Genomic DNA, 13,047 nt, shown 5'->3' with positions numbered 1-13,047 from the left:
GCCGTGGCGCTGGTGTTGCTGCTGTTCGCGGCGCCGCTGCTGCAGGTGCTGCTGGTCAACAGGTCGCCCTGGGGCGGGCCCGACCTGGTGGTGCTGGCCGTGGTGTGGCTGGCGCAGTCCAGGGGGCCGGTCTGGGGGTGCGTGGCCGGGCTGGCCGGCGGGCTGGCCGCCGACGTGACGCCGCCCGCCGACGGCACGGTGGGGCGCACGGCGCTGGTGCTGGCCGTGACGGGCCTGCTGGCGGGGCGCCTGCAGCAGGGCAGGCCGCTGCCGGAGGGCCGGTGGCGCGAGGGCAGGCCCTGGCTGGTCGGCGCCGTGGGCGCCGCGCTCGGCACGCTGCTGCAGGCGGGCGCGGCGGTGGCGCTCGGCGACGAGCCGTGGCAGGCGGTGGTCGCGGCGCTGCCGTGGACGCTGGGCTGGACGGTGGCGCTCGGGACGGCGGTGAGCGCCGTGCTGCCGCGCCGCCGCCGCTCTCCCTCCGTGGTGGAGCCGAGGATGGCGATGCGGCGTGTCTAGGGCCAGGTTGTTCGTCCTGCGGCTGGTCGTCGTGGCGATGGTGGCCACGCTGGTGGGACGCCTGTGGTTCCTGCAGGTCGTCAACGGGGCCCAGTACGTGCGGGCGGCGGCGGACGTGCGGATCAGGACCGTCGCGGTGCCGCCCGTCCGGGGGCAGATTCTCGACGCGGCCGGGCGCCCGCTGGTCACGAACCGGACCAGGCCGGTGGTCACGGTGGACGCCGTGGAGCTGGCCCACCAGCCCGACGGCGGCCGGGCGGTGCTGGAGCGCCTCGGGAAGGTGCTGCGGCAGCCGTACCGGCAGCTCGCGGAGAAGGTCCGGTTGTGCGGGCCGCAAGTGCCGCAGCCGTGCTGGCAGGGGTCGCCGTACGAGCCGATCCCCGTCGCCGAGAACGTCACGGCGCCGGTGGCGCTGCAGATCAGCGAGCGGCAGCAGGACTTCCCCGGCGTGCGGACGGAGCTGCGCCCGGTGCGGGTCTACCCGCTGGGCCCGGCGGCCGCGCACACCCTGGGGTACGTGCAGGGTGCCGAGGGCCGCGACGGGCTCGAAGGCGTGTACGACCGCGAGCTGGCCGGACGGCCGGGCCGGCGCGACGTGGCGGTCGACAACACCGGGCGGGTCACCAGGACGCTCCGCCAGGATCCGCCCGTCCCCGGCAACACGCTCGTGACCAGCATCGACTCCCGCATCCAGACCGTCGCCGAGCAGGCGCTCGACCGGGCGCTGGCCACCGCCGGCGCGGAGTCGGGCGCGGCCGTGGTCATGGAGTCCAGGACCGGGCGGCTGGTCGCGCTGGCCGGGCTGCCCGCCTACGACCCGGCCGTGTGGACCGACGGCGTGACCGCTCGCGAGTACAAACGGCTGCCGCTGTTGTCGCAGGCCGTGCAGGGCGAGTGGGCGCCCGGCTCCACCTGGAAGGTGACGTCGGTGGCGGCGGCCGCGTCCGCCGGGTACGGCCTCGGCGCCTTCTACGACTGCCCGAGCGGCTACACCGTGGGCAACCGGGTGTTCAGGAACTTCGCCAGCGCCGACCTCGGGATCATGACCATGCACGGGGCGCTGGTGGAGTCGTGCGACACGATCTTCTACCGGCTGGCCGACGAGCTGTGGCAGCGCGGCTCCGAGACCATGCAGAAGACCGCCCGCGGGTTCGGCTTCGGCGAGCCGACCGGGGTCGATCTGCCCGGCGAGGCGGCCGGGGCGGTGCCCGATGCCGCCGCGAAGAAGGCGTACTGGCAGGCCACGCGGAAGGAGAGCTGCCGTCGCGCGGTCAAGGGCTACCCGGAGATGACCGATCAGGGGCGTGCGGCGTACCTGACCGCCATCGCCAGGGAGAACTGCCGCGGCGGCGGCGTGTGGCGGGGCGGCGACGCGGCCAACTTCTCCATCGGGCAGGGCGGCGTGCTCGTCACGCCGCTGCAGCTGGCCCGGGCGTACGCGGCCATCGCCAACGGCGGGACGCTGCACCACCCGCGCGTCGGGCAGAAGGTCGTCCGGCCGGACGGGACCGCGATCAAGACGATCACGCCTCCGGTGGCCGGCAAGCTGCCCGCCTCGGCCGAGACGCTGCGGTTCATGCGGGCCGCGCTGAGCCAGGTGCCGAGGAAGGGCACGGCGGAGGGCGCGTTCAAGGGCTTCCCGTTCGGCAAGGTCGCGGTGGCCGGGAAGACGGGGACGGCGGAGTCGTTCGGGCGGCGGGACACCTCCTGGTTCGCCTCGTTCGCCCCGGATCCGGCCTACACCGTGGTCGTCGTGCTGTCGGAGGGCGGCCGGGGCGCGGAGGGCGCGGCGCCGGCGGCCCGCGACATCTGGGAGGGCATCATCGAACTGACGGAAACGTCCAGGCCCGAGAGCGGTAGCTCGCGTGACCAGCGAGGGCCGAGTGAGCGCGACCATTCGACACTGGAGCGGCGAACGTTCAGGCCCGAGAGCGGTAGCTCGCGTGACCAGCGAGGGCCGAGTGAGCGCGACCATTCAACACAGGAGCGGGGATGATCGCGATCACCGGGAAGCGGCGGGTCGTCTGGGCGCCGACGCTGGCCGCGCCCGACTGGACGCTGACGCTGCTCGCGCTGGCCCTGTCCGTGACCGGGCTGCTGCTGGTGTGGTCGGCCACGCGTATGGAAGGCGACTACGCGCTGCTGGTCCGGCAGGCGGTGGCGGTCGGGATCGGGCTGGTCCTGATGTGGTTCGTGTCCCGGTGCGACCTGCGGGTGCTGCGGGCATATGTGCCGCTGGCCTACGTGCTGGCGCTGGTCTCGCTGGCGGGCGTGCTGAGCCCGCTCGGGGTGCGGGTGAACGGGGCGCACTCGTGGATCGTGCTGGCGCCGGGGGTGCAGTTCCAGCCGTCGGAGTTCGCCAAGGTGGCGCTCGCGCTGGCGTTCGCGGTGCCGCTCGGCGAGCTGCGCGACGGGCAGCACCGGCCCGGGTTCGGCGGGGTGCTGCTGGCGCTGGTGCTGGCGGCGGTGCCGATCGGGTTGATCGCGCTGCAGCCGGACCTGGGCACGATGCTGGTGTTCGCGGCCATGGTGACCGGGGCGCTGCTGGTGTCCGGCGCGCCCAAGCGGTGGCTGCTGGTGCTCGTCGCCGGGGCCGCGGGCGCGGGCGTGGCGGCGTGGAAGCTGGGGCTGGTGCGACCGTACCAGCTCGAACGGCTGCTCGTGCTGGCCAACCCGGCGGCCGACCCGGGCGGCGTGGGGTACAACGCCGCCCAGGCCCGCATCGCGATCGGCTCCGGCGGCCTGTCCGGCAAGGGCCTGTTCAACGGCGAGCAGACCGCCGGGCACTTCGTGCCGGAGCAGCACACCGACTTCATCTTCACCGTCGCGGGCGAGGAGCTCGGCTTCGCCGGGGCCGCCGCCATCGTGCTCGCCATCGGCGTGCTGCTGTGGCGCGGGCTGTCGATCGCGCGGCACAGCGCCTCGCCGTACGGGACCGTGCTGGCCGGGGCCGTGGTGTCGTGGCTCACGTTCCAGACGTTCGTGAACGTGGGCATGACGGTGGGGCTCATGCCGATCGTGGGCGTGCCGCTGCCGTTCGTGTCGTACGGCGGCTCGGCCACGGTCGCCGGCCTGCTCGCGATCGGGCTGCTACAGGCCGTGCACCGGACCAAGGCCATGCAGCCTTAGCAGGTTCTCGCCGAGGATCTTGCGCTTGGCCTGGTCGGTGAGTTGCGGGTAGCCGTACCCGTCGCACATGTCCTGCGGGATCCGGAAGTCCCTGAACGCGCGCAGCGCCCACTGCGGATGGAAGATCGGCGCCTCCGAGCCATAGATGATCTTGTCTTCGCCGCACCAGAAGAGCAGCTTGCCGATGATCTCGGCGAACATCCTGGGCGCCCGCACGATGAAGTTGATCGTGGCGGCCAGGTCGGCGTACAGGTTGGGGTAGCGGATGAGCTGCCAGCAGGTCTCGTCGATGAACGGCAGGCCGACGTGGAAGATCACGAAGTTGATGTCGGGGAAGTTCGCGGCGGCGCCGTCCATGTCCCAGGTCTGTGTGTGCTCGATCGGCTGCGGGCCGAGCGGCACGCCCTTGTGCACGCCGATCAGGTTGACGCCGAGGTCACGGGCCTTCTCGAAGATCGGGAACGCCACGCGCGGGTCGTCCATGCGCCACGGGTACGGCGCGCCGTAGTCGTAGCGGACGTTGTACAGCTTGAACGCGCGCGCGTTGAACTCCCCCACCTGGCGCTCCATGAGGTCGAGCGCCTTGCGCCCTTCGAGCGGGTTGACCGAGCCCCAGAACACCGTCCGGTCGGGGTCGCGGGCGGCCAGCTCGGCGCACTCCTGCCAGGGCGACAGGCCGTCGTGGTAGAGGTCGGTGAGCGGCAGCGGCATCGCGACCAGCATGTCGGTGTCGGACTCCTCGAACACCATGCGGCGGATGTCCTCGATCGTCCACTGCCTCAGGAACTCCTCGGGCGGCAGCTTGGTCTCGCCCTCGGGGGTGAGCGTGGTGTGGAAGGCGTACAGGTGGTTGGAGAACATCTGCCCGGCCGAGCCGTAGGCGTTCTTGGGCTCGAAGTTGAACACGTGGGCGACGCTGTCGAACACGAAGAAATCGTCGATCATCGCAGCTCCCTCCTGAGATAGTCCTCCTTGTCGGGCACCTGCGCGGGGGCGGGCAGGAAGCGCAGCAGGCGGGCCGCCCGCGGCGAGAGCCGGTCCACCGTCCACGCCTCGTCCCAGACGACCTCGACCTCGGCCCGGTCCACGCCGGGCTGCTCCTCGATCCGGTCGCGCACCTCGGTCAGCACGCGGGCGGCGAACGGGCACCAGCCCGACGTCAGCAGCAGCTCGACCCGGGCCCGGCCGTCCTGGTCCACCTCGACCGACCTGATGAGGCCCATCTCGACGACCGAGATGCCCTTCTCCCGGCAGCAGGGGTCGTACACCCCGGACAACGCCTGACTGGCCCACTGCGGTATATCCGGCATGTCCTCATCGTCGGACGGGTGTGTCGCCTGGGGTAGGGTCCCGATTTCAAATGGCGCAGATCCTGGGATGATGACCGATGACGAAGAACCCAGCGATCTGATCCGCAGCGTCTCGCGCGCGCTCCGCGTGCTGGAGGTGGTGGCGCGGGCCGACCGGCCCCTTCCGGTCAAGGTCATCGCCCGCCGATGCGGCCTCAACCTGTCCACCTCCTACCACCTGGTACGGACCCTGTGTTACGAGGGCTACCTGCATCGGCGGCCCGACGGCGACTACCTGGTCGGCTCGAAGGTGGCCGAGCGCTTCCACGAGATGCTGGAGGCGTTCGAGCGGCCGCCGCACGCCTCGGCGGTGCTGCGGCACCTGGCCGCCGTCTCCGGCCACACCGCCTATCTCGCGCATCTGTCCGACGGGCGGCTGGTCGTGGTGGACGTGGCGGAGGGGCCGCGCTCGCCGTGGCTGGAAGACCTGCAGGCGGGCCTGGAGACGGCCCCGCACGCGACCGCGCTCGGCAAGGCCCTGCTGCTGTCGCTGCCGTCCCGCGCCCGGCGCCGCGTCCTGACCGGGTACGGCCTGCGCCGCTTCACCTCCGTGACGCCGGCCAGCGTGGAGGACGTCGAGGCGGAGCTGTCGGGGCTGCGGCCCGGGCAGGTGGTGGAGGAGCACGGGCAGTTCAGGGACGAGGTGGCCTGCGCGAGCGCCGTGGTGCCCGGCACCCGGTGGGCGATCGGCATCTCCACGCGCGGCCTGGCGATCCCCCGGGCCGCCGAGGCGCGCCTGGCCGACGCGGTGCGCGACCTGGCCCGGTCCCCCTGGACGGGATCTTCGGCACAATGACGGGATGACCGTGCCCTACCGGCAGATCCGCGCCGCGTACACCGACGATTCGATCACCGTCTACCAGGCGTACGACGCGGCCATCGCCGGTCCCGCCGTGGTGGCGCAGCCCGGTGCGGATCCAGTGGGATCCCGAGCGGGGGGCGCACCACCAGGCGTTGCCGTACCGGTCCATCCAGATCGGGCTGTCGGGGGAGGCGGTGCGTCGCTACGTGGACGCGTGGACGATGGCGATCACCGACGTCACGGACCTGGCGCGGGAGGTGCACGCGGCGGTCCGGAGCGGCGCCGGCGTGGACGGACTGGTGCCCGTCGAGCGGCCCTATCCTCTCCCTGAGGACATCATCGAGACGATCGGGGCGAGCCCGGCATGAACGTGATCATCTTCGGGGCGACCGGCATGGTCGGGCGGGGCGTGCTCCGGGAGTGCCTGGTCGACGAGCGGGTGTCGGCCGTGCTCACGGTCGGCCGCGCCCCGGCCGGGATCACCCACGCCAAGCTGCGCGAGATCGTCCACGGCGACCTGCTCGACCTGGCGCCGATCGAGGCGGACCTGGCGGGCTTCGACGCATGCTTCTTCTGCCTGGGCGTCTCGTCGGCGGGGATGAGCGAGAAGGACTACCGGCACGTCACGTACGACTACACGATGTCCGTGGCGAACACGCTGGCCCGGCTCAATCCCGGCTCGACGTTCGTGTACGTGTCGGGGGTCGGGACGGACGCACACGGGCGGGCGATGTGGGCCCGGGTGAAGGGGGAGACCGAGAACGCGCTGCTGGCGCTGCCGTTCGAGGCGTACATGTTCCGGCCCGGCTACATCCAGCCCCTGCACGGCGTCACCTCGCGGACGCGGCTGTACCGGCTGGCGTACATGGTGACGCGCCATCTCTACCCGGTGCTGCGGCGGCTGTTCCCGTCGGCGGTGACCACGACGGAGCGGATCGGCCAGGCCATGATCACGGTCGCCGAGCGTGGCGCTCCCGAGCGGATCCTCGGCCCGGCCGGCATCAACGCGCTGTGACCCCCTTCTGGCCGGGGGCCAGGGGGACGGCCAGCAGCGCCGCGACCGCCGCGAGCATCCACACCGCCTCCCAGGAGGCGGCCGCGAGGACGACGGGGATGAGCAGCGGGGTGAGGAACGTGGCGGCGAACACGGTCGTGCCCTCCAGGCCGAGCGCGGTGCCCGCCCTGGCCGCGCCCGCCATGGCGGCGATCTCCGTGTAGGCGACGCCGTGCCAGGAGTTGGCCAGCAGGCCACCGAGCGCCAGGGCGGTCACCGCGACGGGGGTGGGGGCGGCGGTCAGCACGGCGGCGGCCGCCATGGCGACGCCGGTGAGCGCACCGATGCCGCGCAGGTAGGTGCGGCGGTTGCCCCGGCGGTCGGTGCGGCGGCCCGTCCAGATGCGGGCCGCGCCGCCGCCTATCTGGGCGATCACGACTGTGGCGCTGGCGAGTGCCGCCCCCTCGCCCTTGACGTCGTGCAGGAAGATCGCCGTGAAGGACAGGACGGCGAACTGCGGGACGGTCAGCAGGGCGCTGGCCAGCGCCACCCGCCACATGTCCCACCGCAGCAACGGCGACCGCCCCGCCGCCTTCGTCACGGCGGCCGCCTCGGTGCCGGCCGTCGCGTCGGCGGCTGCCGTCGCGTCGTCCGCCGCTCGGGCCGGGTGCATCGTGGGCTCGTGGAGCCAGCGCCACGTGGCCGCCGCCGCGAGCAGGCAGAGCGCGGCCAGGGCGGCGTAGACCGCGTGGAAGCCGTACGACCCGGCCAGCCAGGGCAACAGGGCGACGCCGACCGCGCCGCCCGCCGGGATCGCCGTCTGGCGGATGCTCATCGCGAGCCCCCGCTCCCCGTCCGCGAACCACGTCATGATCGCGCGCCCGGAGGCGCCGTTGACGCTCCCGCCCAGCGCTCCGGCGGCCAGCAGGCACGCGGCCAGCGCGACCACCCCCGCGCCGTCCCCGGGCGTGAAGGCCGCCGCCATCAGCGCCAGCAGCGCGCCGGTCGAGGTCAGCCCGACGAGCAGGATGCGCCGGTCCCCGAATCTGTCGGTCAGCAGCCCCCACACGATGTCGGACACCGCCACGCCCAGCCCCAGACACGCCAGCACCAGCCCGAGCTCCCCGGTGGACAGGTGGTAGCCGGAGCGCATCGCGATCCCGGTGACCGGGATGCCGGAGAACATCGCCGAGAAGCTGCCCTGTGCCCCGACGCCCACGGCCAGGACGACCCACCGGTGTCTGGCCCCGTACCGGCGGCGCGTCCTGCCACCGGTGGTGGAGAGCGACGTCGCCACGGCTTCACACCCTTCATAAATAACCTGATTTGCCGGTTACTCACCCTGGCAGCGCCAGAAGTAACTTGTCAATCCGGTTACGATGAGGCCATGGACTTCACCTTCGTCAGCGGGAACCTCGGTCTCGACCTGGCCGGCACGATCGGGCACCGGCGGAACGAGCGCATCGACCTGCTGGCGACGCCCGCCGACCTGGCCCGGTGGACGGTCGCAGCCCGGCTTCTCGACGCGCCGCCCGCCGCGAGCGACGACGACCTCCACCTGGCGGTCGCGTTGCGGGAGGCGATCTACCGGCTGGCCTCCGCGGCCGGGACCGGAGCTCCGTACGAGGCGGCCGACCGGGACGTACTCAACCGGGCGGCCCGGCACCCGCCGGCGAGCGTCGCACTGACCGGGCACGGCCTGGAGCGCGCCGGCGACCTGCGGGCCGCGCTCTCCAGCACGGCACGCGCGGCCGCCGAGCTGCTCGGCGGCCCGGAGGCCGTGCTGATCAGGGAGTGCGAGGCGGCGCCCTGCACCCGGCTCTACGTCGACACCTCACATCGGCGCACCCGTCGCTGGTGCGACATGCGCGGCTGCGGCAACCGGGCCAAGGCGGCCGCGTTCCGCGCCCGCGCCGCCCATCGCCAGGACTGAGACGCACCCGGAAGATGATGGAATATCCGGGGAGGGCCTAGCGCTACCGTAGCCGTCAAAGTTTCAACAGTCATGGATGGTGACTAAAGTGCAGTTCGGAATCTTCAGCGTGGGCGACGTGACCACGGACCCCACGACCGGCAGGACGCCGACCGAGCACGAGCGGATCAAGGCGATGGTGACGATCGCGCTCAAGGCCGAGGAGGTCGGGCTGGACGTGTTCGCGACGGGCGAGCACCACAACCCGCCGTTCGTGCCGTCGTCCCCCACGACGATGCTCGGCTACATCGCGGCCAGGACCGAGCGCCTCATCTTGTCCACCGCCACCACGCTGATCACCACCAACGACCCGGTGAAGATCGCCGAGGACTTCGCCATGCTGCAGCATCTGGCGGACGGGCGGGTGGACCTCATGATGGGCCGGGGCAACACCGGGCCCGTCTACCCGTGGTTCGGCCAGGACATCAGGCAGGGCATCCCGCTGGCCATCGAGAACTACGCGCTGCTGCACAAGCTGTGGCGCGAGGACGTGGTGGACTGGGAGGGCCGCTTCCGCACGCCGCTGCAGGGGTTCACCGCGACGCCGCGGCCGCTCGACGGGGTGCCGCCGTTCGTGTGGCACGGGTCGATCCGCAGCGCGGAGATCGCCGAGCAGGCCGCCTACTACGGCGACGGCTTCTTCGCCAACAACATCTTCTGGCCGAAGGACCACTTCCAGCGGCTGATCGGCCTCTACCGGCAGCGGTACGCGCACTACGGCCACGGCACGCCCGAGCAGGCCATCGTGGGGCTGGGCGGCCAGGTGTTCATGCGCAAGAACTCCCAGGACGCGGTACGCGAGTTCCGCCCGTACTTCGACGTCGCCCCCGTGTACGGCCACGGCCCGTCGCTGGAGGAGTTCATGGCCGAGACCCCGCTCACCGTGGGCAGCCCGCAGCAGGTCATCGACCGGACCCTGCGGTTCAGGGATTATTTCGGCGACTACCAGCGCCAGCTGTTCCTCATGGACCACGCTGGGCTGCCGCTGAAGACCGTGCTGGAGCAGCTCGACATCCTCGGCGAGGAGGTCGTGCCGGTGCTGCGCGCGGAGTTCGCCAAGGGGCGGCCGGCCGAGGTGCCGGAGGCGCCCACGCACGCCTCCCTGCTCGCCGCCAAGACCGCCGCCGCCAAGACCGCCGCCACCGAGCCCGCCGCCACCGAGCCCGTCGACGCCTGAAGGAGTACCCCATGAAGCTCGTCGTCGTCACGGCGGGGCTGACCCAGCCCTCCTCGACCCGCCTGCTCGCCGACCGCCTCGCCGAGGCGGTGCGGCGGCGGCTGCCGGAGGGCGGCGCGCCCCGCGTGATCGAGCTGCGCGAACTCGCCGTGGACATCGCGAACGTCTTCGTGACCGGGTTCCCGAACGCCAGGCTGCGCGAGGCCATCGAGGCGGTCACGGAGGCCGACGGGCTCGTGGCGGTCACGCCCATCTTCAGCGGCTCCTACAGCGGGCTGTTCAAGTCGTTCTTCGACGTGCTCGACAACACGGCGCTCGCGGGCAAGCCCGTGCTGATCGCGGCCACCGGCGGGACCGCCCGCCACTCGCTGGCGCTGGAGCACGCGCTGCGGCCGCTGTTCGCGTACCTGCGGGCCGTCGTCGTGCCGACCGCCGTGTACGCCGCCTCGGAGGACTGGGGCGGCGGGCGCGACGCCTTCACCGACGGCCTGGGCGAGCGCATCGAGCGCGCCGCCGAGGAGCTGTCCGACCTGCTGCTGCACCGCGCGCCGCGGGCGCGGGCGGAGCACGAGGAGGTCGTGCCGTTCGAGGAGCAACTCGCGGCACTCCGCCCATCCCGCTAGTTTCACACCAGCCCCAAGAGTATGGTTCGTTAGGAATCTTTCCTAACGAACCAGGAGCCCCTCTGGTGTTGACAGCCACTCTCCTGACTCTCTCCCTCACGGTCACCGGCGTCACCGCCGCGACAGACCTCACCGACCCGCACAAGAAGGACATCGCCATGCGCCTGGTGTCCAGTGCGGAGAACTCCTCGCTCGACTGGAAGGCCCAGTACGGCTACATCGAGGACATCGAGGACGAGCGCGGCTACACGGCCGGGATCATCGGCTTCTGCTCCGGCACCGGCGACATGCTGGAGCTCGTCGAGCTCTACGCCGAGCGCAAGCCCGGCAACGTCCTGGCCGAATACCTGCCCGCCTTACGCAAGGTCAACGGCACCGACTCGCACAAGGGCCTGGACCCGAACTTCACCAAGGACTGGAAGACGGCCGCCAAGGACTCCGTCTTCCAGCGGGCCCAGAACGACGAGCGCGACCGCGTCTACTTCAACCCCGCCGTCCGGCAGGCCAAGAAGGACGGGCTGCGGGCGCTCGGCCAGTTCGTCTACTACGACGCCATGGTCATGCACGGGCCCGGCAGCGACAAGCTGAGCTTCGGCGGCATCAGGAAGACCGCCCTGGCCAAGGCCAAGCCCCCGGCGCAGGGCGGGAACGAGGTGACGTACCTCAACGCGTTCCTGGACGCGCGCAAGGCGGCGATGAAGGCCGAGGAGGCGCACGAGGACACGAGCCGGGTGGACACGATGCAGCGCGTGTTCCTCAAGAACGGCAACCTCGACCTCGAACCACCGCTGAAGTGGAAGGTCTACGGCGACAGCTACACGATCAAGAGCTGAGCCGGGACCGCCGCCCGCGTCACCGCTTGATCGCGACCACGTTGTACGGGGTGTCCGGCGTCGGCGTGGTCGTGAAGCGGGCGTTGGGCAGGTAGAGACGGTTGCCGAAGGCGGCTACCGTCGTCGGGACGTCGAAGCGCGGGTCGGTCAGGCGCTTGACGATCTTGCCTGACGAGCCGTCGCGGGCCAGGGAGATGACGGCGACGGTGTTGGCGCGGTTGAGCACGGCGTACAGGGTGCGGCCGGACAGCAGCAGGCCGTCGCCGTTGGTGAGCAGCTCGCCGCCCAGGTCCACCTCGGTGGTGACGCCGGTGGACGGGTCGGCCTCGAACAGCTTGCCGGTGTTCGACTGGACGATCAGCAGCGACTTGTGGTCGGGGCTGGGGGCGATGCCGTTGGCGTTGTTGCCGGTCGTGTACTGGATCGCGCCGGTGAGCGGGATCGTGGTGGCCTCGGCGGGCAGCGCGCCACCGCGGCCGAGCTCCAGCTTGTACAGGACGGCGTTGCGGGAGTCGGTGAAGTAGGCGGCGCGGCCGGTCAGGATGACGTCGTTGACGAACGCCGGGTCGGTGGTCAGCTGGTACGACTTGACGACCTCCCCGGTACGCAGGTCGATCACCCGGGCGTTGCCGCCCGTCCCGCCGGCCACGAACAGCCGGCCGCGCGCGTCGGTCTTGAGCCCGAGCGAAGGCGTGCCCGGACCCTTGCTGATGACCGATCCCTCACCGGTGCGCAGATCGGCCCGGTAGATGTCACCGGTCGCGCGGGAGCCGAAGTAGGCATAGGGCCCGGGCCCGATCGCGATACCCTCCGGCTGGAACCCGTTGGGCAGCGCTAACTGATCGGGCTTCGAGGTGGCCTGCGCGGGCGCCGTCATGAGCAACGGGCCCAGCAGGAGCACGATCAAGGCGCTGAGTGCGGTCTTCAGGATCGCTGGTCTCATGCGGCCCACGATGCCCGCGTGTGCCGCCTCAGGCAAAGGCTCGCTGCACGTTCACAGGGAGTTTGCAGAAACGATCTGACGCTCTCAGCGTCCTCACGGAACTCGTCCGCACCAAGCGGACTCGGAGACCACGCCACGCGGCGCGACACCGCGCGGTAGGTTGGGCTCCAACCACACAAACGGGGTTCGATCATGTCAAATGGTGCCCGTCATGCTCTCGGAGTGGTCGCAGGGCTGCTCCTTCCTCCGCTGGTCGCCGCCGGGCTGTGGTTCGGCGTCGGCGAACTCCGCACCCAAGCCCAGGTGGCGTTCCAGGTCTCCTGGCTCGCGGTGGGCGCGCTCGTCGCCGCGGGAATCGGCCTCGCCCTCCTGGCCGGCTCGCGCCTGTCTCCCGTGGCCTCGCTCCTCGGCGGCCTGTCCTACACCGGTCTGGGCGCCGTCCCCCTGATCGAGATGGTGACCGGCGCGCGGCTGATGCCGCAGAACCTGCTGCCCGCCGCCCTGGAGAACGGCTACCTCACCCTGGGATATACGGGACTCCAGCTGGCCCTCGGCGTGACGCTGCTGGTCGTCTCGGTGTTCCCGTCGCGCTGGCGGGCCGGTGCCCAACCGGCGGTCTACTCGCCCGCGTACACCCCCGCGCCGGCGCCGTACCACCAGCCGGAGACCCGGCCCGAGGACGCCACACGGCCGATGTACCGCGAGTGAG

At 71.8% G+C, this 13,047-nt stretch carries 15 protein-coding genes; 11 read left to right on the top strand and 4 right to left on the bottom strand.

Annotated elements, in window-relative coordinates:
• Positions 1-3 precede the first annotated feature (3 nt).
• From ACIBX3_RS31805 to rodA, 3 genes are read left to right on the top strand one after another with little or no spacing between them, the layout of a single operon-like run.
• On the top strand, positions 4-516 hold the full coding sequence (locus ACIBX3_RS31805) for a rod shape-determining protein MreD (protein ID WP_397123410.1): 513 nt from the start codon (positions 4-6) through the stop codon (positions 514-516).
• Positions 509-2,512: a penicillin-binding protein 2 gene (gene mrdA / locus ACIBX3_RS31800; RefSeq protein WP_397123408.1), complete on the top strand. Its 2,004-nt coding sequence runs from the start codon at positions 509-511 to the stop codon at positions 2,510-2,512. Before ACIBX3_RS31805 ends, mrdA begins: the two co-directional genes overlap by 8 nt.
• Positions 2,509-3,645, top strand: coding sequence for a rod shape-determining protein RodA (rodA, locus tag ACIBX3_RS31795; protein ID WP_397123406.1), 1,137 nt, complete (start codon positions 2,509-2,511; stop codon positions 3,643-3,645). Before mrdA ends, rodA begins: the two co-directional genes overlap by 4 nt.
• Here the strand turns inward: rodA and ACIBX3_RS31790 are convergent.
• Both ACIBX3_RS31790 and ACIBX3_RS31785 read right to left on the bottom strand, forming a co-directional pair.
• Entirely contained in the window at positions 3,607-4,590 is a 984-nt protein-coding gene (locus ACIBX3_RS31790) for an amidohydrolase family protein (RefSeq protein WP_397123404.1), read from the bottom strand. The genes rodA and ACIBX3_RS31790 overlap by 39 nt on opposite strands.
• Positions 4,587-4,955 carry a metal-sulfur cluster assembly factor gene (locus tag ACIBX3_RS31785; protein ID WP_397123402.1) on the bottom strand — a complete coding sequence of 123 codons (369 nt, stop codon included), beginning with the start codon at positions 4,953-4,955 and terminating at the stop codon, positions 4,587-4,589. Before ACIBX3_RS31785 ends, ACIBX3_RS31790 begins: the two co-directional genes overlap by 4 nt.
• 70 nt (positions 4,956-5,025) lie before the next feature.
• Between ACIBX3_RS31785 and ACIBX3_RS31780 the strand changes: the two genes are divergently transcribed.
• From ACIBX3_RS31780 to ACIBX3_RS31770, 3 genes are all read left to right on the top strand, one after another.
• Positions 5,026-5,790, top strand: coding sequence for an IclR family transcriptional regulator (locus tag ACIBX3_RS31780; RefSeq protein WP_397123400.1), 765 nt, complete (start codon positions 5,026-5,028; stop codon positions 5,788-5,790).
• 113 nt (positions 5,791-5,903) lie between these two features.
• Positions 5,904-6,164: a DUF4291 family protein gene (locus ACIBX3_RS31775; protein WP_397123398.1), complete on the top strand. Its 261-nt coding sequence runs from the start codon at positions 5,904-5,906 to the stop codon at positions 6,162-6,164.
• Positions 6,161-6,811, top strand: coding sequence for an NAD(P)H-binding protein (locus ACIBX3_RS31770; RefSeq protein WP_397123396.1), 651 nt, complete (start codon positions 6,161-6,163; stop codon positions 6,809-6,811). Before ACIBX3_RS31775 ends, ACIBX3_RS31770 begins: the two co-directional genes overlap by 4 nt.
• On the opposite strand, the gene ACIBX3_RS31765 is transcribed toward ACIBX3_RS31770, so the two are convergent.
• Positions 6,798-8,087 (bottom strand): MFS transporter, encoded by a 1,290-nt coding sequence (locus tag ACIBX3_RS31765; RefSeq protein WP_397123394.1) that lies wholly within the window; start codon positions 8,085-8,087, stop codon positions 6,798-6,800. The two genes, ACIBX3_RS31770 and ACIBX3_RS31765, sit on opposite strands and share 14 nt — an antisense overlap.
• 90 nt (positions 8,088-8,177) lie before the next feature.
• Here ACIBX3_RS31765 and ACIBX3_RS31760 point away from each other — a divergent pair, with 90 nt between their 5' ends.
• The 4 genes from ACIBX3_RS31760 to ACIBX3_RS31745 all read left to right on the top strand — a co-directional run bounded on the left by ACIBX3_RS31760 (position 8,178) and on the right by ACIBX3_RS31745 (position 11,395).
• Complete coding sequence (locus ACIBX3_RS31760; protein ID WP_397123392.1) at positions 8,178-8,723, top strand: CGNR zinc finger domain-containing protein; 546 nt, start codon at positions 8,178-8,180, stop codon at positions 8,721-8,723.
• 88 nt (positions 8,724-8,811) lie between these two features.
• Positions 8,812-9,939, top strand: coding sequence for an LLM class flavin-dependent oxidoreductase (locus ACIBX3_RS31755; RefSeq protein WP_397123390.1), 1,128 nt, complete (start codon positions 8,812-8,814; stop codon positions 9,937-9,939).
• 11 nt (positions 9,940-9,950) lie between these two features.
• A complete protein-coding gene (locus ACIBX3_RS31750) occupies positions 9,951-10,562 on the top strand; it encodes an FMN reductase (RefSeq protein ID WP_397123388.1) in 612 nt (203 codons plus the stop codon).
• 65 nt (positions 10,563-10,627) lie between these two features.
• A complete protein-coding gene (locus ACIBX3_RS31745; RefSeq protein WP_397123386.1) occupies positions 10,628-11,395 on the top strand; it encodes a chitosanase in 768 nt (255 codons plus the stop codon).
• A 19-nt stretch (positions 11,396-11,414) separates the two neighbouring features.
• Here the strand turns inward: ACIBX3_RS31745 and ACIBX3_RS31740 are convergent, their stop codons facing one another.
• On the bottom strand, positions 11,415-12,338 hold the full coding sequence (locus ACIBX3_RS31740) for a superoxide dismutase (RefSeq protein WP_397123384.1): 924 nt from the start codon (positions 12,336-12,338) through the stop codon (positions 11,415-11,417).
• 222 nt (positions 12,339-12,560) lie between these two features.
• Here ACIBX3_RS31740 and ACIBX3_RS31735 point away from each other — a divergent pair, with 222 nt between their 5' ends.
• Complete coding sequence (locus ACIBX3_RS31735) at positions 12,561-13,046, top strand: hypothetical protein (protein WP_397123382.1); 486 nt, start codon at positions 12,561-12,563, stop codon at positions 13,044-13,046.
• Position 13,047 lies beyond the last annotated feature (1 nt).

This window comes from Nonomuraea sp. NPDC049480 (genome assembly GCF_044465905.1).
Classification (GTDB): domain Bacteria; phylum Actinomycetota; class Actinomycetes; order Streptosporangiales; family Streptosporangiaceae; genus Nonomuraea.
Note: the sequence above shows the minus strand (reverse complement) of the source record. Positions and strands in the feature narration are given on the sequence as shown.